Below are 17,184 nucleotides of genomic sequence, written 5' to 3'. Positions count from 1 at the left end.
GCCACAGGTTCGACACCGCTGGGAGCAGCACACGGGTAGGCCGATCCACCACGCCGCGAACCCGCACCACCGTGATACCGCAGGCGAAGCCTGGTTCGTCCTGGTCGCGGGTCCGGATTTGCTCGACACGCCACCCGGCGCGCCGACGATTACGGTATGCGGGTGGGTATCGAGATGACCTTGCTGTCGGGAGTGGCGCTGCGTGATCAGGAGATCAGCGGCGCGCGGACGAGCGGGTTGCTCGCCCTGCTGGCAATGGATTTACGCAATGGGTCCAGCGCCGCTCGGCTGATCGCCGGGGTGTGGCCGCAGGACGCACCCGAGAATCCGACCAAGGCATTGCAGGTCCTGGTGTCGCGAACGCGATCGCAGCTGGGCGCCGACCTTATCGCGAGCACGCCTACCGGCTATCGGCTGACGCTGAGTCCGGAGCAGATCGACGCGACAGCGCTGGAGGTGCACTCGGCGGCAGCGCAACGCCATGCCAGGGCAGCCGACCACGCAGCGGCACTCGATCGAGCAGCGGCCGGACTCGCGCTGTGGAACGGGGTCATCGAGCACACCTCGGGCGCGGATCCGTTGTCCGAGTTGCGCATTGCCACACAGCCCGCGTACCGAACGCTGCTGATCGTGTTCGCGCTGGCGTTGTCCCGGTTGGGCAGGTACGCCGAAGCCGTCGGGCCGCTGACCGACGCTGCGGCGAGCGAGCCACGCAACGAAGAGGTGCTGGCCGAGCTGTTGCGGGCGGAGGCCGACACCGCGGGGCCCGCTGCCGCGCTCGCCCGATACGACGCCTACCGGCGGATGTTGCGCGAGGAACTCGGCGCGGATCCGGGCACGGCACTCCAGACGATTCATAAACAGCTGCTGAGAGCGAACGAACCTGTCGTTCGTCATGGCATCCTGCACGATCCGAACCCGTTGCTCGGCCGCGAAACAGACATCGCGGCGGTGACCGCGCTGCTGCGGTCCGCGCGAGTCGTCTCCCTGATCGGCCCCGGCGGTCTCGGCAAGACTCGCATGGCCCATGCCGTCGGCAGGCTGGCCGAACAGCGGGTAGTGCACCTGGTCCCGCTCGCCGGTGTCCAGGACGACGGCATGGTCACCACCGAGGTGGCCAGTGCGCTGGGGGCAGGTGATGCGTCGCAGGCCGGGCCATTGACGGGCAACAGTGTCATCTCGGCCATCGCCAAATCGTTGGGGTCCGGTCCCACCCTGCTGATCCTGGACAACTGCGAGCAGGTTCTCGAGGGAGTCAGCGCACTGGTCGGCCCGCTGGTGTCACTGGTAGCAGACCTGCGCGTCCTCGTCACCAGCCGGGCGCCGCTGGGATTGACCTCGGAGGCGGTTCATCTGCTTCCGGAACTGGCCCCTGCGACGGCGGCCGAGTTGTTCGGGCAGCGCGCCCGCGCGGTGCGGCCGGACATCGCGCTGCCGACAGCCGAGGTAGCGGCACTCTGTGCCCAGCTGGACGGGCTGCCATTGGCCATCGAGCTGGCGGCGGCACGGGTGCGGGTGATGTCGGTCGCCGAGATCTCGGGTCGATTGGTTGACCGGTTCGCACTGCTGCGCAGCGGCTCCCGCGATGCGCCACAACGTCATCGGACGCTGTACGCGGTGGTCGAATGGAGTTGGAACCTGCTCGACGAGCACGCGCAGGCGGCGATGCGGTTGTTGTCGATCTTTCCCAACGGATTCACCGCGACGGCGGCGGACCGACTGCTCAACGGCGACTCGGGCGAAACAGGTGGCCTGGAGGAGACATTGGAGATGCTCGAGCATCTCGTCGACCATTCGTTGATACAGATCACCGAGGTCAGCTCGGGCACTCGGTTCCGGATGCTGGAGACCGTCAAAGATTTCAGTGCGGCTCGACGGGCCGATGCGGGTGAGGGCGAGCGCGCGTTGGCCGGATTCGTGGCCTGGGCCCGCGAATTCGGACTCGGCGCGAACGAGACCGCCTTCACCGACCAAGGGGAAAAGAACCCCGTGCGCGCCGAGCAGGACAACCTGGTGCGGGCCCTGCGGCTCGGCCTGGATCGGTCGGACGGGCCGACCGTCGCCGCCACCTGGGCGGCGTTGGGTGCCTGGTGGTACGTCGGAGCGCACTACGCGCGGATCGTAGAGCTGGTGGGCGAATGTGCCTGGGTGCTCTCGCATTACCGGCCCGAACCCGGCTATGTGGAGGTAACCCGAACGGCGGCGACCGTCTGCGCGTTGAGTGCCGTCACCCAGAGCGGTTTCGAGCTGCGATCGATGCTGGTGCTGCGCCGCCTGCCCGCAGCGCCGCCGGACACCCTGGTGCGCGCCGTTGCGGTGATTTTCCGTGCTGGACCCGAGCTGCTCGGTCCGGACTCCGCGGCTCTGGATCGGTTGTGCGCCAGTGATCAACCGCTGCTCGCCGGCGTTGCCCACCTCGTCGCGAGCTTCCGCGCGGAGCAGACAGGTGACCGCGACGAGGCACTCGCGGCGACCCGGCGGATGCTCGCAGCCTTCGAGCGCACGTCCAACACCTGGATACAATTCCAGGCGCGTTGCCGGATCGGTAAACTCGCGCTGTTGTCGGAGCACGGGGAGCTGGCGCGGCAGCAGGTGGAACGAGCGCTGCGGCAGCTCGTGGACCATGGGCCGAGGCCGGATCGCGTCGATCTGATCGTCGGACTGGTCATGGCGTCACTGCAGCTAGGGGATATCGAGAGCGCCGAACAATGGTTGGCTCAGGTTGCCGACCATGCCGACCCGTTCGCCCAGCCGTACAAGGTGATCGCCGATGCCGAGATTCGGCTCGCCCGTGGCGATATCGACAATGGTCTGCGGCGCTGGCGGGCGATTGCCGAGCTGGTAGTGAGCACCTCACATCCCTTCTACCGCCCCGATCCGCGCGGTGTGCAGGTGTGGGCGTTGGAGGCTCGGTCGGCGATGGTCCTGGCACACGCCTACCACGGCAGGCTGGACCTGATTGCCGATCTCGTCGAGGATCTGCCCTGGCAGGTGATCGCGCTACTGGAGCATCCAGCGACCCAGCCAGGCGGCTACCTGGCGGAGCTGACGGCCTGTGGCGCGGTTCTTTTGGCATTGGCCGTGGTGGATATCAACCGTGGCCTGGTTGCGGATGGCGCCCGCCTGATCGCGCTGGCCGAACGATTCGATCCACCGCGGCAGATCCATCCGACCATGTCGAGTAAGCGAGCCAGAGAGTGCGCCGAAGACGCAGATGAGGCGGCGTATGCCGAGGGTGTCTCGACATACGCCGCCTTGGACGTACCCGGCTTGCGTTCCGCCGCCTTTGCCGCACTGCGGAAACGGGTGGCCTGATGGGCACAGCCGCTCAGCGGCCGGGCTCGCGGTTCAGCAGCCGCTTAGCGCCGAAGTAACTCGCGGCGGTGATGGCCAGGCACCAGGCGATAGCGATCCATGCGCTGTTGCCGATCGCGGTGCCCATCAGCAGTCCGCGCAGCGACTCCATGACCGGGGTGAACGGCTGATGCCCCGCGATCCAGCCCAGCCAAGTCGGCATCGAGTCGGTGGGGACGAACCCGCTGCCGAAGAAGGGCAGCAGCATGAGCAGCATCGGCAGGTTGCTCGCGGTTTCCACGCTATCGCTGACCAGGCCCATGAGGACCGCGACCCAGGTGATCGCCATGATCAGCAGGGACAGAATGCCCACTGCGGCAAGCCATTCGGCCGGGTTCGCGGTGGGACGGAAACCGATGACCACGGCGACCGCAATGACCGTCGCGACGCTGAGCAGGGTCTGCACCACGCTGCCGACGACATGCCCGGTCAGCAGGGATGGCCGGAAGATGGCCATGGTGCGGAACCTCGCCACGATGCCCTGGGTCATATCGGTGCAGACCGACACCGCGGTGGCCGTCGCCGCACCGGCAACGGTCAGCAACAGGATGCCAGGGGTCACGTAGTTGACGTAGTCGGCGCGACCGCCCGAGCTGCCGAGTCCGGCGCCGAGGGTGCCACCGAAGACGTAGACGAACAGCAGTAGAAACACGACGGGCGAGATGATCAGCGGCAAGGTCATCGACGGATAGCGCACGATGTGCAACAGGCTGCGGCGCACCATCATCATCGAGTCGGTCACGGCGTACTTCATGGTGGTGCTCATCGCACGGACTCCTTCGGCTTGCCGGTGAGGGCGAGGAAAACATCATCGAGATCGGGGGTGTGTACAGAGAGTTCAGCCGCGTGGATCGACGCGGCTTTCAGCTTGTCCAGCAGGGCGTGCAGCGAATCAACGCCGCCATCGCTCGGTACCTGCAGCGTGAGCTCGTCCTCGTCGCGGGCGACCTCGCCGAACATCTGTGCGGCGACGGCGAGGGCACGTGGCTCGGTGAACCGCAGGTTGATGTGGCCGCCGGGGACCAGGCGCTTGAGCTCCTCCGGGGTGCCTTCGGCGACCACCTTGCCGCCATCGATCAGCGCGATCCGGTCAGCCAACTGGTCGGCCTCCTCCAGGTACTGCGTGGTGAGAAAGACGGTGGTGCCGCTCGCGACCAACTCGCGGACCAACCGCCAGACCGAGCGTCGGCTGCGCGGGTCGAGCCCGGTGGTCGGCTCGTCGAGGAAGAGCACCTGCGGGTCGCCGACCAGGCCCATCGCGATGTCGAGCCGGCGGCGCATGCCGCCGGAATAGGTCGATGCCGGTTTCTTCGCGGCGTCCATCAGGTCGAATTGCTCGATCAGCGTGGCGATTCGGCGTTTGCGCTCGGCCCGGCCGAGGTGGTGCAGGGTCGCCATCATCGCCAGGTTCTCCTCGCCGGTGAGGAGGTTGTCCACCGCGGCGAACTGACCGGTGACGCCGATGGCGGCGCGGACCGCATCGGGTTCCTGGGTGACGTCGTGTCCCGCGACCCGCAGTTCGCCGCCGTCAGCGCCGATCAGTGTCGAAAGGATCTGCACCGTGGTGGTTTTTCCGGCCCCGTTCGGGCCGAGCAACGAAAAGATGGTCCCGGCAGGCACATTCAGATCGATGCCGTCGAGCACCTGGTGATCACCGTAGGACTTGCGCAGTCCGGTCGCCGTGATGGCTGGTGGGCGGGGGCTGGTCATCATGTCTCTCTCCTCGAATCCGCGACCCCGTGGTCGCTGTCGAGATAAAGAGTGCAAGCCGTCGGCTTCACCGCGGTTGCCTCACGGTTTCACGCGGTTGCGCCGGCCGGCGCGCGAATCCGGCCCGGTCAACCCGCTAGCGCGCGAATGCTGCGTACTGAGTTGGATCGACCGAATCGCGGGCCGTGTGTGAAACACCTTTACCTGGCCCCGTGATCGATGCGGGAACGCTGACCAGCTACGTGACTACCGTTGACGCCTGGTCAATTTCTCTTCGCCCGGCACAAGTTCCACAGCGGCACAGTGTTTTGGAACTACCTGACGGAAATGACGGTGATCGAGTGTTGCCACCCTCTTGATCCCGAACCGTTCCGCGACGGCAATGACCGACGCGTCTGCCGCACCGAGCGGGAAACTTCCGTACTGGACTACAAGGTCTGCCATGCGCGCATAGTCGGCGGGGAGAAGTTGTTCGACCCGAAGTTCTTCGGCCGCCAACGAACGGAGGAAACTGGCCTCGGCTTGTGCACCGAGCTTGGCGAGCATCTAGCAGACTTCGGTGACGATGATCGCGGGAACAACAAGCGAACCCCGCTCCTCGCTCAAGGCGGCGTAACAAGCCGAGTGCTCGCTGTCGTGTTTGTTGGCGATTGCGAGAAGTGGCCCGGTGTCACAAATGATCACTCACGGCCGCCGAGTTCGCGCCACAACACTTCCTGGGATGTGGAAGCGTAGTCGGGTTCGGCCTCGACTGTTCCAGCGAACGAGAGACGTCTGGATTCGGTCGCTGCTTCTCGGTCGGTTACCGGCTGACCATGGCTGGCCACCAAGCGAAGCACAACAGGTCGCAGATCCTGCTGCTCCTCTTCGGTCAATAGGCCGACGAGGTCGCGGAGGTTCATGTTATCGAAGGCCGCGGTCATGCTCCTCAGGGTACAGTTCGGCCTCCTCCGAAGCAGCCGCGCAAGCGCTCAGTTCAGGCCCGCGTACGAGTGCAACCCCGAGATCACGATATTGATGATGAACAGGTTGAACAGCATCGCGACGAACCCTGCGATATTGATCCACGCGGCCTTGGTTTCTCGCCAGCCGGAGGTCGCTCGGGCGTGGAGATACGCAGCATAGAGAACCCAAGCGATGAACGAGCAAGTCTCCTTCGGGTCCCAGCCCCAGAACCGCCCCCATGCCGCCTCGGCCCAGATCGCGCCGAGGATGACCCCAGCACCGAAGAGGGGAAAGCCGATGATGGTGGTTTTGTAGGCCAGCCGGTCGAGGGCACGGGCGTCGGGGAGGCGACGGGCGATGGTGCCGAGGAGGGTGGCGGATTCTTGGCCGTCGGGCTGGCGCAGGCGGAACAGGAACAGCAGGCTGGCTATGCCGGAGACGAGGAAGACGCCGCTGCCGATGCTGACGATGGTGACGTGGATGGGCAGCCAGAACGATTTGAGGGCGGGGACGACCGGGGCCGCGTCGGCGTAGAGCATGGTGCCCGCGAGGAACATCAGGATCAGGATCGGGACGAGCAGGAAGACCCACATGGCCCGGTAGCGCTGTTCACGCAGGAACAGGATGCCGACAACGGCGGCCGCCGCCGTCGCCATGGTGACGAACTCGTACATGTTGCCGAGCGGGAACCGGTGGGTCGCGAAGCCGCGCAACACGATCGAGGCCACGTGCAGTGCGATCGCGACGACGAGCACCGAGAACGCCATATTGCCTGCGCGCTCCGAGAGCAGTTTGGCCTGCGGTGTCTCGATGCGGCCGGGGACAGCGGGCCGTTCCGAGCCGGAACCGCCCGCGGTGACGAGCTCGCGCTCGACCACCTTCAGCGTCCGCGCCGAGGCGTACTGCACGATGAGCAGCACCAGCACCAGCGCGTACACCACGATCGCCGACTTGAAGGCGAGATCGCTGTAGTGCGCGATGTTCTCGTCGATCGGCATGGTCACTCTCCCGTGTTCTCGGTGCCGGACTGCTGATCCAGCAGGCGCGCACGCAATGTGTCGAACTCGCCACCCCAGCCGGCCTGATCGGTCCGTGCGAGCCCGCCCATCTCTACTACGGTGCGTCGTTGGTCAACGGTACCCGCTTCGGCATCGGCGGGGTAGACGCGGATCCAGACGCGCCGCCGCTTCACCAGCAACGAAACGAGCAACCCCGCCATCATGGCCAGCGCGCTCACCAGCACCCACTGCTGCGCGGGATCGTGCGACACCTGCAGGTTCACGAATTCCTGTGCGCCGTCGAAGGTCACCTTGGCGCCGTTGGACAGGGTGGTGGATTCGCCGGGGCGCAGGTTCACCCTGGCCTCCTTGGTCAGCCTGCCCTGTTTGATCTGCTCGGCGTCGAGCGAGAACAGCGACTGCGGCTTTCCGGTGTCCAGGCCGGTGTCGCCGCGATAGACGTCCACCGCGACGGCCGGATCGTTCATTTCCGGGAACGACGAGGTCAGCAGGTTCCCGTGGAGCAGGGCCGTCGGCGCGAACAGGCCCTCCACCGCGATCTGATTCTTGCGACGCTCGGCTTCGGTCGCGTACATGCCGCCGGGCGGATCGATCCGCAGCACTCCGCTGGACAGGAAGGTCCGTGCGTCGTCGGGACGCCACTGGATGGTCTCGGTCCTGGTCTGCCCGTTCGGGAAAGTGACGGTGAACGTCGGGGCGAACCCATGACCTTGCAGGTACAGCCGGTCACCCGCGACACGCAGCGGGTGGTTCACCTGAATCGTGCTGGTGCGCCAGGTGTTGGTCTCGAGGTCGGCACCGGCCTGGTATTCGAGGTTCGAGGTGAACATCTCGGCCTGGCCGTTCTGCAGGTAGTCGGCCTTGAAGTCCTTGACCCGCACACAGATCGGGGTCATACCGGTGCCGTCGTTCACATTGCCCGCACGGAACGAGTCGAACACCGCGGGCGAGGTGGTGCAGAAGCCGGGACCGTTGTTCGCGATGACGATGACGCTGCCCTCGTAACCGAACAGCTTGCCGACCGCGATGGCGACCAGCAGCCCGACCAGAGCCAGATGGAAGACGAGATTGCCCAGCTCGCGGGTGTACCCCTTCTCAGCTGAAAGCGTGATCTCCCCGTCCCGCCCACTCTGCTCGATGCTTCGCTCGCCCGACCCCACGTGGTTGGGCCCGCTGCCGCGTCCGGGCCTGGCGCTCGCACCGACGCGCACCTCGGTGCGCCAGCCGCGCAACTGCCGCCGGGCATGCGCGATCACCTCGTCGGCGGACCGCTCGACCGTCCCGGTGTAGTGGTGCGGCAGCCTGGCCAGATTGCGCGGTGCGCGCACCGGCGGCGTGCGCAGCGCCCGGTAGTGGTCGAACACGCGCGGCAGGATGCAGCCGACCAGCGAAATGAACAGCAGCACATAAATGGCCGTGAACCAGAAGCTGGAGAACACGTCGAACAGCTCGAACCGGTCCATCCACGGCCCGAGGGTCGGCCGGTCGGCGATGTACTGGGCAACCTTCTGCTCGTTGAGGCTGCGCTGCGGCAGCAGTGCCCCGGGGATCGCGGCCAACGCGAGCAGGAACAGCAGCACCAACGCGGTGCGCATGCTGGTGAGCCCGCGCCAGGTATTGCGCATCAGCGCCCACGCCCGGCCCGGCAGCGACTGGCGCGGCGGAGTGTGCGGCGCCTCCGGTCTGTCGATCACGGTCATATCGGTAGCGTCACCTCGGAGACGAACGCGTCGCGAACCCAGGCCACGAACTGGTCCCACGCGCCGGTGACCAGCGCGACGCCGACCGCAACGAGCAGGATGCCCCCGACGATCTGGATGGTGCGGGAATTGCGGCGCAGCCACCCGACGCCGCGCAACGCGCTTGCCGAACCGAAGGCCAGAATCACGAACGGCAGGCCGAGGCCGAGGCAGTAGGCGATGATCAGTGCCACCCCGCGCACCGCGGTCGTCCCGTCGGTGCCCGCGGACACCGCCATCACACCGGACAGGGTCGGCCCGAGGCACGGTGTCCAACCCAGCGCGAACACCGCGCCGAGCAGCGGCGCGCCCGCGATGCTCGTCAGCCTGCGCGGCTGCATCCTGGTGTCGCGCTGCAATGCGGGCACCAGGCCGATGAACACCAGGCCCATCACGATGGTGACCACACCGCCGATGCGTTGCAGCAGTTCACGATTCACGTTCAGCGTCTGGATCACGCCGAAAACCGTCGCGGTGGCGAGCACGAATACGACGGTGAATCCGGCAACGAACAAACCGGCGGCGCCCGCCACCCGCATCCGGCCACCGCGCGCCACCTGCGGTGACGAAACGACGGCCCGATGGGCAACGGCCACCGAACCGGGCTTGCCGCCACGACCTTCGGCTTCAGCCGGAGTGACAGGCGGCGCTTCGGCACCGACCAGCCCCGCCAGATACGACAGATAGCCGGGCACCAACGGCACCACACACGGTGAAGCGAACGACACGAGTCCCGCCAGCATGCAGGCGCCGAGGGCAAGCAGCAGCGGTCCGGTCGCCGCCGTCTGCTGGAACGACTCCCCCACTCCGGCAAGCACGATCACGCCGACTCCGCTCCTCGCGGATCGCCTGCGGCCGTATGCTCGGAAGCCGGCACCGCGGAGACCGTCGGCACATCGTCGCGCGCGACATCTCGCAACGATTCCGCCGCCGCACTGCGCGGCACCATCGCGACACCGGCCCAGCGGTCATCCACCCGCCAGGTGCCACGCACGAGCCGGGCGGCCTGCCGCGGACGACAGGCACGGCGGCCGCGCATCCGGCGATCGCCGCTCACGACTGCACCTCCTCGGCCTGCTCCGCGTCGCGACGCACCGGCACCTGCCGTTCGGTGTCCGACGGCACCGGGTCGAGCTCGGCCAAGTTGACATCCATCATCGATGCCGCCGCGGCGCTGCGCGGCACCGAGGCCACACCCGCCCAGCGATCGTCGACGGTCCATATTCCACGGATGAGTCGGGCGGCCTGCCGCGGGCGACAGGCGCGCGGGCTGCGGGTGCGGGTGCGGTTCACTGAGAGTCCTCTGTGGCGATGCGTTCGAGTACGGGCTGGAGATCCTCGGCCAGGAGCGACCGGAGGAAAACGGCGGCGACACGGTGCTGACGATCCAGAACGAGCGTCGTCGGGATGACGCTGGTCGGAAAGTTGCCGCCGAGGGCGAGCAACGTGCGCATGGACGGGTCGTAGATCGACCGATAGCCGATCTTGTTGTCCACCACGAAATCTTGGGCCTTGTCCTGCTGCGGATCACGGACGTTGATGCCGAGGAAAACGACACCCTTGTCCTTGGTCGCCTCGAAGGCCTTTTCCAGGGCAGGAGCCTCGGCGCGGCACGGCCCGCACCACTGCCCCCAGAGATTGAGCACGACCGCCTTGCCTGCGAAATCCTCGACCGAGGTGGTTTTTCCTGCGGTCATCAGATCGGGGCCCGCCAGGGTGCCGATGGTGCCCCGTGCGCTCGGCGGGTCGTAGAAGATGTCGGTTTTGCCACCGGGTGAGACGAACTCGAAGGTGCCGCCGGAGGCCACCGCGTCTGTCCCGGTCGAGCAGCCTGCCAGCGCGGCGACAAGGCACACGCAGGCGACCAGGACCGGCGCGAGGCGCCGGGCCGCGGGCCGGGAGAACACGGTGGCCGATCTCATGCGCCGTGCACCGTGGGGTCCGAACCGCCCGCGGGCTCGGAGTAAACGATGTCGACGAGCGTATCGCCCTGGTACACAAGAGAAGTCAGTGAAGCGAGCGAGCACTGCCGGTGTCGGGGATCGTGCCAGAGCCGCTGCCCCTGCAGGAATCGGCGCAGCGTCCACACCGGCAGCTGGTGGGAGACCAGCACGGCCTCGTGTCCAGCCGCCTCGACCCGCGCCTTGTTCACCGCTGCCAGCATCCGATGCGCGATCTGTAGATACGGCTCACCCCAGGACGGCGTGAACGGGTCGCGCAGCTTCCACCAGTGCCGCGGCTTGCGCAGTGCGCCGTCGCCAACCGACACCCGCAGGCCCTCGAAGGTGTTGCCCGCCTCGATGAGGTTCTCGTCGGTCCGCACGATCAAGTCGTGCTGCGCGGCGATCGGCTCGGCAGTCTCCTGCGCGCGCTGCAGTGGCGAGGCGATCACCAGCGAGATGTCGTGATCCGACAGCGCCCGCGCGACCGCGCCCGCCTGCGCGCGGCCGGCCACCGAAAGCTGGAAGCCGGGCAGCCTGCCGTAGAGGATGCCCTTCGGGTTGTGCACCTCGCCGTGGCGCAGCACGTGCACGATGGTCTCGACGCCGGGATCGCTATCGGCGGCGGCTGGTGTTTCGCGCTCTTCGGAATCTGGCTGATCGGGGTCGGAACTCACGCGCGGGATCCTTCGGGTGTGGCGGCCGCGGCCGCATGTGCGGCGGCGGGCAGGGCAGCGGCAATACGATCGAACGCGTCCTCGTCGAGCGCCGCGGAAACAAACCAGGCCTCGAACGCGCTCGGCGGCGCGTACACGCCGCCGTCGAGCAAGGCGTGGAAGAAGGCGGGGAAACGCCAGGTCTGTGCGGCCTTGGCGGTGGCGTAGTCGATGACCGGACGGTCGGCGAAGAACACGCTCACCATATTGCCCGCGAACTGCACCTGATGCTCGACCCCCGCCGTAGTGAGGGCCTCGGTGAACAGACTGCCGAGCCGTTCGGCATTGCGGTCGAGCGCGGCGTACACCGCATCGTCGGCGGCGCGCAGCGTGGCAAGACCCGCCGCGACGGCGACAGGGTTACCCGAGAGGGTGCCCGCCTGGTACACCGGGCCGAGCGGGGCCAGGTGATTCATGATCTCGGCGCGACCGCCGAACGCGGCGGCGGGCAGGCCGCCACTCATCACCTTGCCGAAGGTGTAGAGGTCACCGGCGACGCCCTCGCGGCCGAACCAGCCCGCGCGGCTGACCCGGAACCCGGTCATCACCTCGTCCATGATCAGCAGCGCACCGTGCTCTTCGGTCAGTGCGCGCAGGCCCGCGTTGAATCCGGGTAGCGGCGCGACCGCACCCATATTGCCCGCGGCCGCCTCGGTGATCACACAGGCGATTTCGCCGGGATTCGCCGCGAACGCGGCGGTGACGGCGTCGATGTCGTTGTAAGGCAGCACGATGGTGTCGCCCGCCTGCGCGCCGGTGACGCCCGGCGAGGTCGGCAGGCCGAGCGTGGCGACACCGGACCCGGCGTCGGCGAGCAGCGCGTCCACGTGCCCGTGGTAGCAGCCGGAGAACTTGATGATCTTCGCGCGACCGGTGTAGCCGCGGGCCAGCCGCACCGCGCTCATGGTGGCCTCGGTGCCGGAGTTCACCAACCGAACCCGCTGCACCGGCGCGACCCGTTCGGCGATCAACTCGGCGAGTTCGATCTCGGCCTCGGTCGGCGCACCGAAGGACAGCCCGCCGGTCGCGGCGCGTTGCACGGCTTCGACCACCGCGGGGTGCGCGTGGCCGAGAATCATCGGCCCCCACGAACACACCAGGTCGACGTACTCGTTGCCGTCGGCGTCGACGAGGGTGTAGCCGTTGGCGGAGGCGATGAATCGCGGTGTACCACCAACGGACTGGAACGCCCGCACCGGGGAGTTCACCCCACCGGGGATCACCGAACTCGCCCGTTCGAAGAGCTGAGCGGAAACCGGCACCGATGACCTGGTCGCGCGCGGAGAAGAACTCACGACGTCCAGTCTCTCAGCCCGATCCGATCGAGTCGACGACAGGGTGTAGTGGAGTGATCGATACCGCAGCGCGCGCCGCGCACCGACGCGGCGCTCCCGCGCAACACGCCGGGCACGTTTCCTCGAAAATCGGTCGCCAAATGATTGCTGATGCGTAATCTCGGTGCGTCTCACACCACATTCGGGCACCATCTACCAGTCAGAAGGGTCTGTCTATGCGGTTTGCCGTCTTCACCGCCGCGGTTCTCGCCGCCTTCACCACCACTGCCGCACTGCTCGGCGCGGGAACCGCCGCTGCCGCGGAACCGATCGGCCAGCCGGATCGGATCGGCGTACGTCTGAGCCACCAGGAGACCGCGGCCATCGCCGACGGGCCGCTGCCGGCACTGGTCTCCATGCTCGTGCCACCGAACCGGATCGGCGCGGGCCTCAAGAGCGACACCGCGATCTACCATGACAGCAACGGCAATGTGCATGCCTCGCTGCGCCAGGTCATGACGGAGGCCGCGAGTCACCCGGACGGCACCATCACGCTGTACATCAACGCCCCCGGCACCCGCGACGGTCGCGTGCTGGACATCTACCAGCAGTGGAACTGAACGAGCGCCGGTCGCGCACCGAGCCGGTTCTCCGACTCAGGTGTACATACACGGCACCGAGGCCGAGAGGGTGTGCAGTCGGCACATGATCTCGTTGTAGATGCCCGCGGAGCCGGTCTCCGGGGCGAAGACCGGTACGACCATGGCGGTCTCCGCCGCGGGCTCCAGCGGCAAGGTGGTGGCGCCCGCAGGCGCGGCACCGACTCCGACCGCGGCGGCGATAGCCATCCCGGCACCCAGTTTTCCAACAAATCCGATCACAAGAATTCCTTTTATCGACGCAAGGTGATTACAGCGAAATCTTAACGGCCACACAAAGATTCGCCATATTCAGCGTCGTGCGCCGTCCGCCCGCCCACAGCAGTCGTTGCCGCACTGGCACGGTAACCCGAGTCGGCGGTTGCGCGCCAGAGCATGCCGCATCAGGTGATCTCGGCGCAGCACCTGGTCGAGCCCGTGGTCGCCGGCCATATCAGCGACGCGGGTAGCCGGTGCAGTGCCCGCGGGGGTGGCGAAAGGGCGGGCGGCACCGGCGCGACCTCGACGGAGATGGCAGCGGCGGGAGTTGTCGCGGTGAGGCCGATCGTGCCGCCTGTCACCCCAGGACAATCTTCCTCGCGTGGCTTGTCGGCTTCATGGCTTCGATTTTCCCGCGATCGACGCGCCGAATCGGCTGCGGCGGCGATCGCCGGTGGTTGCCCGGGCTCGGTCAGCCTCGGGTCGACGGACGCTCGGCGACTACGCGCAGCGCCCGTGCGCCTGCGTCGATGCCGGCGATACCGGCTATCGCGACCAGAAAAGCCGCCAGCAGCAGCCATGGACCGACATAGCGGGTCGCGCTGTGGGCCGGGAGGTCGCCCGCGGCGGCGAATGACGTGGTGACCAACCCGTTTTGCCAGCTGAGCACCGCAACAACCAGGCAAAGCACCGCAATGACCACCTCACCGAACACTACGATTCCTCGCCTCAACGCTCCACTCCGTTCTCGCTGTGTCGGCCATCGGTGCCGTCGGGGTCATCGACGCTATCGGTAGTGCCTACGGTCGAATCGATGCCTGCGGTGCCACGCTGCCGGTCGAGCGCCTCGGTGAGCGCGGCCCGCAATCCAGGGTGATCCTTGGCCCAGGCCTGCACGAAGCTACCGTCGACCAGCCGCAGTCCGATCCCGCCACGGCGGCGCGGCACCCCGCTCAACTCGCCGAGCGCGCGCGCCGACTCCCAGTCCTCATCGTCCCAGGAGTTTTCGTCGCGCTCGGGCAGCACCGCGGCGATGCCGCTCAACGGGAGCGTCTCGGCACCTTCGCGCAGGATGCTGTCGGTGAGTTCGACGCTCACATGACGTCGACCCGCGATCACCTGCAGCACAACGAAACCCGCGATCAGCGCCGCACAGAAAATCAGGGCGAACCAGTGCACCGCACTCGCGGTCACTACTTCGAGGAAAAGAATGATCAAACACAGACCCGGCCCATAGGACACCGAGCGCCAACGCGCACCCGGTTCGGCGAAGAGAATGCCGGAGCCGTCCCCCACATAGCTCACGTCATGCTCCTGGTCGCGCCGATCACGACGACGGGCAGGACCATCGAACGCGGACGATTCAGCCGACGATGCCAGGAATCAGCAGTACAGCGACGGTGAGCACACCGAACAGAATCAGCAGGCTGAGGACGAGCAATTCTCGCCGAATGCTCTGCGGCTGTTGGATAACCACACGCATCTATGCCTCCGATCCCCCGGAGCCATCTGGTCAACGCACTCACGAAACGCAAGCGAACGCCTGACAAGCAACTACCGGTTCCCAAGTCCACTGTGACAACCCTCACGATACATGTCGGCGATTCCCCGACAAACTCAGCGCCTGCTCGGTCGGCCGCTCACCTGCGGTTCAGCTGGAAGTACGCAGTCGAGTCCGGACGGTGGCTCAGGTAGATCGCACCCGCCGCGAGCACACCCTGCACGATGCCGGCGCCGCCGGCCACCAGCGAGGCCACGCCCGCGGACCCCGACCCGAGCGCGAATATGGTGCCGACCGCCGTGAGCGCCAGCCAGACGCCGACGAAGGTCAGCAGCGTTCGCGCCCACAGCTTGCCGAGGAACAGTTGGTGCGCGAGCACCAGTGCGACCGCCGCGATGGTCAGACCGAGCAGCACCGCGACCACGTACGCCAAGGACACCATCAGATCGGCGGTGGCCATGGCGAATTTCGGATCGCTCTCCTGCATCTGGTCGAACATTTGCTTGGCGAATTCGTGCCGATTCCGCATCGCGGCCAGCATCGAGCCCGCGAGTTGCACAATGCCGAAACCGACAACGCCCCACCACAATTGACGCGCGGTCCGGATGTCCTCCGGCGGTGGGGACGGCTGCGGCACAGTGCCCATCGGGCCTATCGGGTTCGTCACGACAGCCAGTGTGCGGCCTCGGTAGCCCAGTAGGTGAGCACGATGTCCGCACCCGCCCGCCGGATGCCGAGCAACGACTCCATGATCGCGCCCCTGCGGTCGATCCAGCCGCGCTGGGCGGCGGCGGTGATCATCGCGTACTCGCCGGAGATCTGATACGCGGCGACCGGAACCGACGCGCGGTCGGCGACATCGCGCAGGATGTCCAGGTAGGACATCGCGGGCTTCACCATCACGATGTCGGCGCCCTCGGCCAGATCCAGCTCGAGCTCCCGGATCGCCTCCTTGCGATTGGCCGGGTCCTGCTGGTAGGTGCGTCGGTCGCCTTCCAGCGAGGAGCCGACGGCCTCGCGGAACGGGCCGTAGAAGGCCGAGGCGTACTTGGCGGCGTAGGCGAGGATGCCGGTGTCGGTCTGCCCGACCGCGTCGAGCCCGCGCCGGATCGCGCCGACCTGACCGTCCATCATCCCGCTGGTGCCGAGCAGGTCGGCACCGGATTCCGCTTGCGCGAGCGCCATCTCCACGTAGCGGTGCAGGGTCGCGTCGTTGTCGACGGCGCCATCGGGAGCGAGCACACCGCAGTGCCCGTGATCGGTGAACTCGTCGAGACAGGTATCGGCCATGAGCACCGTCGAACCGCCGACCTCATCGGCCAGCGCACGCAGGCCCCGGTTGAGGATGCCGTCCGGATCACTGGCCTTACTGCCGGTGGCGTCCTTGTCCTCCGAGCGCGGCACCCCGAACAGCATGAGCCCACCGACACCCGCGGTCACCGCCTCGACGGCGGCTTTGCGCAGGGAATCCATCGAATGCTGCATCACCCCGGGCATCGAACTGATTTCCCGCGGTTCTTCCAGGCCATCGGCCACGAACATCGGCAGCACCAATTGCCGTGGCTGCAGAGTCGTTTCGGCAACCAGGCGGCGCAGAGCGGGGGTACGGCGCAACCGCCGCGGGCGGTCCATTCCGGTCATGAACCGCACGATACGCCTGTCGCCTCCCTGGTGTTTCGGCGGCGCTGTTCCCATCACCGCGCCGACCGCGAAAGTCCTTGTGGCCAGCGGTTTTTGTCGGTACCCAGAGGTAGAATCGAAGAAGTGTTCGAGAGATTCGCACTCGAACACGCACCACTACGGGAGGACCGGCGATGCCCGCTACCGCAACCGAGTCGAAGACCGTCATCATCGATCGGCCGTATGTGCCACTACAGAAGCGGCCGCTGCCCGCAGGCCGCCCGCGCAAGTGGTACATCCGCCACAACCGCAGGCTCAAGGCCATGCGGCTGACCATCGCACTGCTCGACTCGGGCATCTATCTCCCGAGTCAGGCGAGCAACGAGCGCATTCGGCGCACCGCGGCACTCATCGACATTCGTCCACCCTCGGACACCACCTGCAGGCTGGTGCGCACCCTGATGCGCTACAGCCGCTGATCCCACCGAGCTGCCCGGCGGCCGGTGGAA

21 protein-coding genes are annotated in these 17,184 nt (G+C 67.1%); 3 read left to right on the top strand and 18 right to left on the bottom strand.

The genetic code is table 11. The features are described from left to right. Window positions 1-162: 162 nt before the first annotated feature. On the top strand, window positions 163-3,315 hold the full coding sequence (locus AB0M74_RS12645) for a BTAD domain-containing putative transcriptional regulator (protein ID WP_364905581.1): 3,153 nt from the start codon (window positions 163-165) through the stop codon (window positions 3,313-3,315). 13 nt (window positions 3,316-3,328) lie between these two features. Here AB0M74_RS12645 and AB0M74_RS12640 read toward each other — a convergent pair whose 3' ends face one another. The 12 genes from AB0M74_RS12640 to hemL all read right to left on the bottom strand — a co-directional run bounded on the left by AB0M74_RS12640 (window position 3,329) and on the right by hemL (window position 12,718). Continuing rightward, window positions 3,329-4,120, bottom strand: coding sequence for an ABC transporter permease (locus tag AB0M74_RS12640; protein WP_364905578.1), 792 nt, complete (start codon window positions 4,118-4,120; stop codon window positions 3,329-3,331). Beyond that, the gene (locus AB0M74_RS12635; RefSeq protein WP_364905575.1) at window positions 4,117-5,067 is read right to left on the bottom strand and encodes an ATP-binding cassette domain-containing protein; all 951 of its coding nucleotides are present in this window, start codon (window positions 5,065-5,067) and stop codon (window positions 4,117-4,119) included. Before AB0M74_RS12635 ends, AB0M74_RS12640 begins: the two co-directional genes overlap by 4 nt. 243 nt (window positions 5,068-5,310) lie before the next feature. Beyond that, on the bottom strand, window positions 5,311-5,610 hold the full coding sequence (locus tag AB0M74_RS12630; RefSeq protein ID WP_364905573.1) for a PIN domain-containing protein: 300 nt from the start codon (window positions 5,608-5,610) through the stop codon (window positions 5,311-5,313). A gap of 134 nt (window positions 5,611-5,744) precedes the next feature. Further along, on the bottom strand, window positions 5,745-5,987 hold the full coding sequence (locus tag AB0M74_RS12625) for a hypothetical protein (RefSeq protein ID WP_364905571.1): 243 nt from the start codon (window positions 5,985-5,987) through the stop codon (window positions 5,745-5,747). 48 nt (window positions 5,988-6,035) lie between these two features. Continuing rightward, on the bottom strand, window positions 6,036-7,007 hold the full coding sequence (gene ccsB, locus AB0M74_RS12620; RefSeq protein WP_364905568.1) for a c-type cytochrome biogenesis protein CcsB: 972 nt from the start codon (window positions 7,005-7,007) through the stop codon (window positions 6,036-6,038). 2 nt (window positions 7,008-7,009) lie between these two features. After that, on the bottom strand, window positions 7,010-8,728 hold the full coding sequence (locus tag AB0M74_RS12615) for a cytochrome c biogenesis protein ResB (protein WP_364905566.1): 1,719 nt from the start codon (window positions 8,726-8,728) through the stop codon (window positions 7,010-7,012). Further along, window positions 8,725-9,591, bottom strand: a complete 867-nt coding sequence (locus AB0M74_RS12610) for a cytochrome c biogenesis CcdA family protein (RefSeq protein WP_364905564.1) — start codon at window positions 9,589-9,591, stop codon at window positions 8,725-8,727. Before AB0M74_RS12610 ends, AB0M74_RS12615 begins: the two co-directional genes overlap by 4 nt. After that, window positions 9,588-9,824, bottom strand: coding sequence for a hypothetical protein (locus tag AB0M74_RS12605; protein ID WP_364905561.1), 237 nt, complete (start codon window positions 9,822-9,824; stop codon window positions 9,588-9,590). Before AB0M74_RS12605 ends, AB0M74_RS12610 begins: the two co-directional genes overlap by 4 nt. After that, complete coding sequence (locus tag AB0M74_RS12600) at window positions 9,821-10,060, bottom strand: hypothetical protein (RefSeq protein ID WP_364905558.1); 240 nt, start codon at window positions 10,058-10,060, stop codon at window positions 9,821-9,823. The genes AB0M74_RS12605 and AB0M74_RS12600 overlap by 4 nt, the downstream gene beginning before the upstream one ends. Further along, window positions 10,057-10,689 carry a TlpA disulfide reductase family protein gene (locus tag AB0M74_RS12595; RefSeq protein ID WP_364905556.1) on the bottom strand — a complete coding sequence of 211 codons (633 nt, stop codon included), beginning with the start codon at window positions 10,687-10,689 and terminating at the stop codon, window positions 10,057-10,059. The genes AB0M74_RS12600 and AB0M74_RS12595 overlap by 4 nt, the downstream gene beginning before the upstream one ends. Then, on the bottom strand, window positions 10,686-11,303 hold the full coding sequence (locus AB0M74_RS12590; protein WP_364905921.1) for a histidine phosphatase family protein: 618 nt from the start codon (window positions 11,301-11,303) through the stop codon (window positions 10,686-10,688). The genes AB0M74_RS12595 and AB0M74_RS12590 overlap by 4 nt, the downstream gene beginning before the upstream one ends. A gap of 77 nt (window positions 11,304-11,380) precedes the next feature. Further along, complete coding sequence (hemL, locus tag AB0M74_RS12585) at window positions 11,381-12,718, bottom strand: glutamate-1-semialdehyde 2,1-aminomutase (RefSeq protein WP_364905553.1); 1,338 nt, start codon at window positions 12,716-12,718, stop codon at window positions 11,381-11,383. Between the two features lie 215 nt (window positions 12,719-12,933). Here hemL and AB0M74_RS12580 point away from each other — a divergent pair, with 215 nt between their 5' ends. Next, window positions 12,934-13,317, top strand: a complete 384-nt coding sequence (locus AB0M74_RS12580) for a hypothetical protein (protein ID WP_364905550.1) — start codon at window positions 12,934-12,936, stop codon at window positions 13,315-13,317. Window positions 13,318-13,353: 36 nt separating this feature from the next. Here the strand turns inward: AB0M74_RS12580 and AB0M74_RS12575 are convergent, their stop codons facing one another. The 6 genes from AB0M74_RS12575 to hemB all read right to left on the bottom strand — a co-directional run bounded on the left by AB0M74_RS12575 (window position 13,354) and on the right by hemB (window position 16,696). Then, window positions 13,354-13,578 (bottom strand): hypothetical protein, encoded by a 225-nt coding sequence (locus AB0M74_RS12575; protein ID WP_364905547.1) that lies wholly within the window; start codon window positions 13,576-13,578, stop codon window positions 13,354-13,356. Window positions 13,579-13,739: 161 nt separating this feature from the next. Continuing rightward, window positions 13,740-13,916, bottom strand: a complete 177-nt coding sequence (locus AB0M74_RS12570) for a hypothetical protein (protein WP_364905544.1) — start codon at window positions 13,914-13,916, stop codon at window positions 13,740-13,742. 110 nt (window positions 13,917-14,026) lie between these two features. Next, a complete protein-coding gene (locus tag AB0M74_RS12565; RefSeq protein WP_364905542.1) occupies window positions 14,027-14,269 on the bottom strand; it encodes a hypothetical protein in 243 nt (80 codons plus the stop codon). A 14-nt stretch (window positions 14,270-14,283) separates the two neighbouring features. Beyond that, window positions 14,284-14,859: a hypothetical protein gene (locus AB0M74_RS12560; protein WP_364905541.1), complete on the bottom strand. Its 576-nt coding sequence runs from the start codon at window positions 14,857-14,859 to the stop codon at window positions 14,284-14,286. Window positions 14,860-15,194: 335 nt separating this feature from the next. After that, the gene (locus AB0M74_RS12555; protein WP_364905538.1) at window positions 15,195-15,722 is read right to left on the bottom strand and encodes a hypothetical protein; all 528 of its coding nucleotides are present in this window, start codon (window positions 15,720-15,722) and stop codon (window positions 15,195-15,197) included. After that, on the bottom strand, window positions 15,719-16,696 hold the full coding sequence (gene hemB / locus AB0M74_RS12550; protein WP_364905536.1) for a porphobilinogen synthase: 978 nt from the start codon (window positions 16,694-16,696) through the stop codon (window positions 15,719-15,721). Before hemB ends, AB0M74_RS12555 begins: the two co-directional genes overlap by 4 nt. A 173-nt stretch (window positions 16,697-16,869) precedes the next feature. Between hemB and AB0M74_RS12545 the strand changes: the two genes are divergently transcribed. Next, window positions 16,870-17,154: a hypothetical protein gene (locus AB0M74_RS12545; RefSeq protein WP_364905533.1), complete on the top strand. Its 285-nt coding sequence runs from the start codon at window positions 16,870-16,872 to the stop codon at window positions 17,152-17,154. Window positions 17,155-17,184 lie beyond the last annotated feature (30 nt).

The sequence above is a fragment of the Nocardia sp. NPDC051463 genome (assembly GCF_040681975.1).
GTDB lineage: Bacteria > Actinomycetota > Actinomycetes > Mycobacteriales > Mycobacteriaceae > Nocardia.
This window is presented reverse-complemented; position numbering and strand designations above follow the sequence as displayed.

Excerpts from the sequence above, each read along its gene's own strand:
- AB0M74_RS12545 (WP_364905533.1), top strand. The coding sequence starts at position 16,870 with ATGCCCGCTACCGCAACCGAGTCGAAGACCGTCATCATCGATCGGCCG.
- AB0M74_RS12625 (WP_364905571.1), bottom strand. The coding sequence starts at position 5,987 with ATGACCGCGGCCTTCGATAACATGAACCTCCGCGACCTCGTCGGCCTA.
- AB0M74_RS12630 (WP_364905573.1), bottom strand. The coding sequence starts at position 5,610 with ATGCTCGCCAAGCTCGGTGCACAAGCCGAGGCCAGTTTCCTCCGTTCG.
- hemB (WP_364905536.1), bottom strand. The coding sequence starts at position 16,696 with ATGACCGGAATGGACCGCCCGCGGCGGTTGCGCCGTACCCCCGCTCTG.
- ccsB (WP_364905568.1), bottom strand. The coding sequence starts at position 7,007 with ATGCCGATCGACGAGAACATCGCGCACTACAGCGATCTCGCCTTCAAG.
- AB0M74_RS12635 (WP_364905575.1), bottom strand. The coding sequence starts at position 5,067 with ATGATGACCAGCCCCCGCCCACCAGCCATCACGGCGACCGGACTGCGC.
- AB0M74_RS12640 (WP_364905578.1), bottom strand. The coding sequence starts at position 4,120 with ATGAGCACCACCATGAAGTACGCCGTGACCGACTCGATGATGATGGTG.
- AB0M74_RS12615 (WP_364905566.1), bottom strand. The coding sequence starts at position 8,728 with ATGACCGTGATCGACAGACCGGAGGCGCCGCACACTCCGCCGCGCCAG.
- AB0M74_RS12595 (WP_364905556.1), bottom strand. The coding sequence starts at position 10,689 with ATGAGATCGGCCACCGTGTTCTCCCGGCCCGCGGCCCGGCGCCTCGCG.
- AB0M74_RS12580 (WP_364905550.1), top strand. The coding sequence starts at position 12,934 with ATGCGGTTTGCCGTCTTCACCGCCGCGGTTCTCGCCGCCTTCACCACC.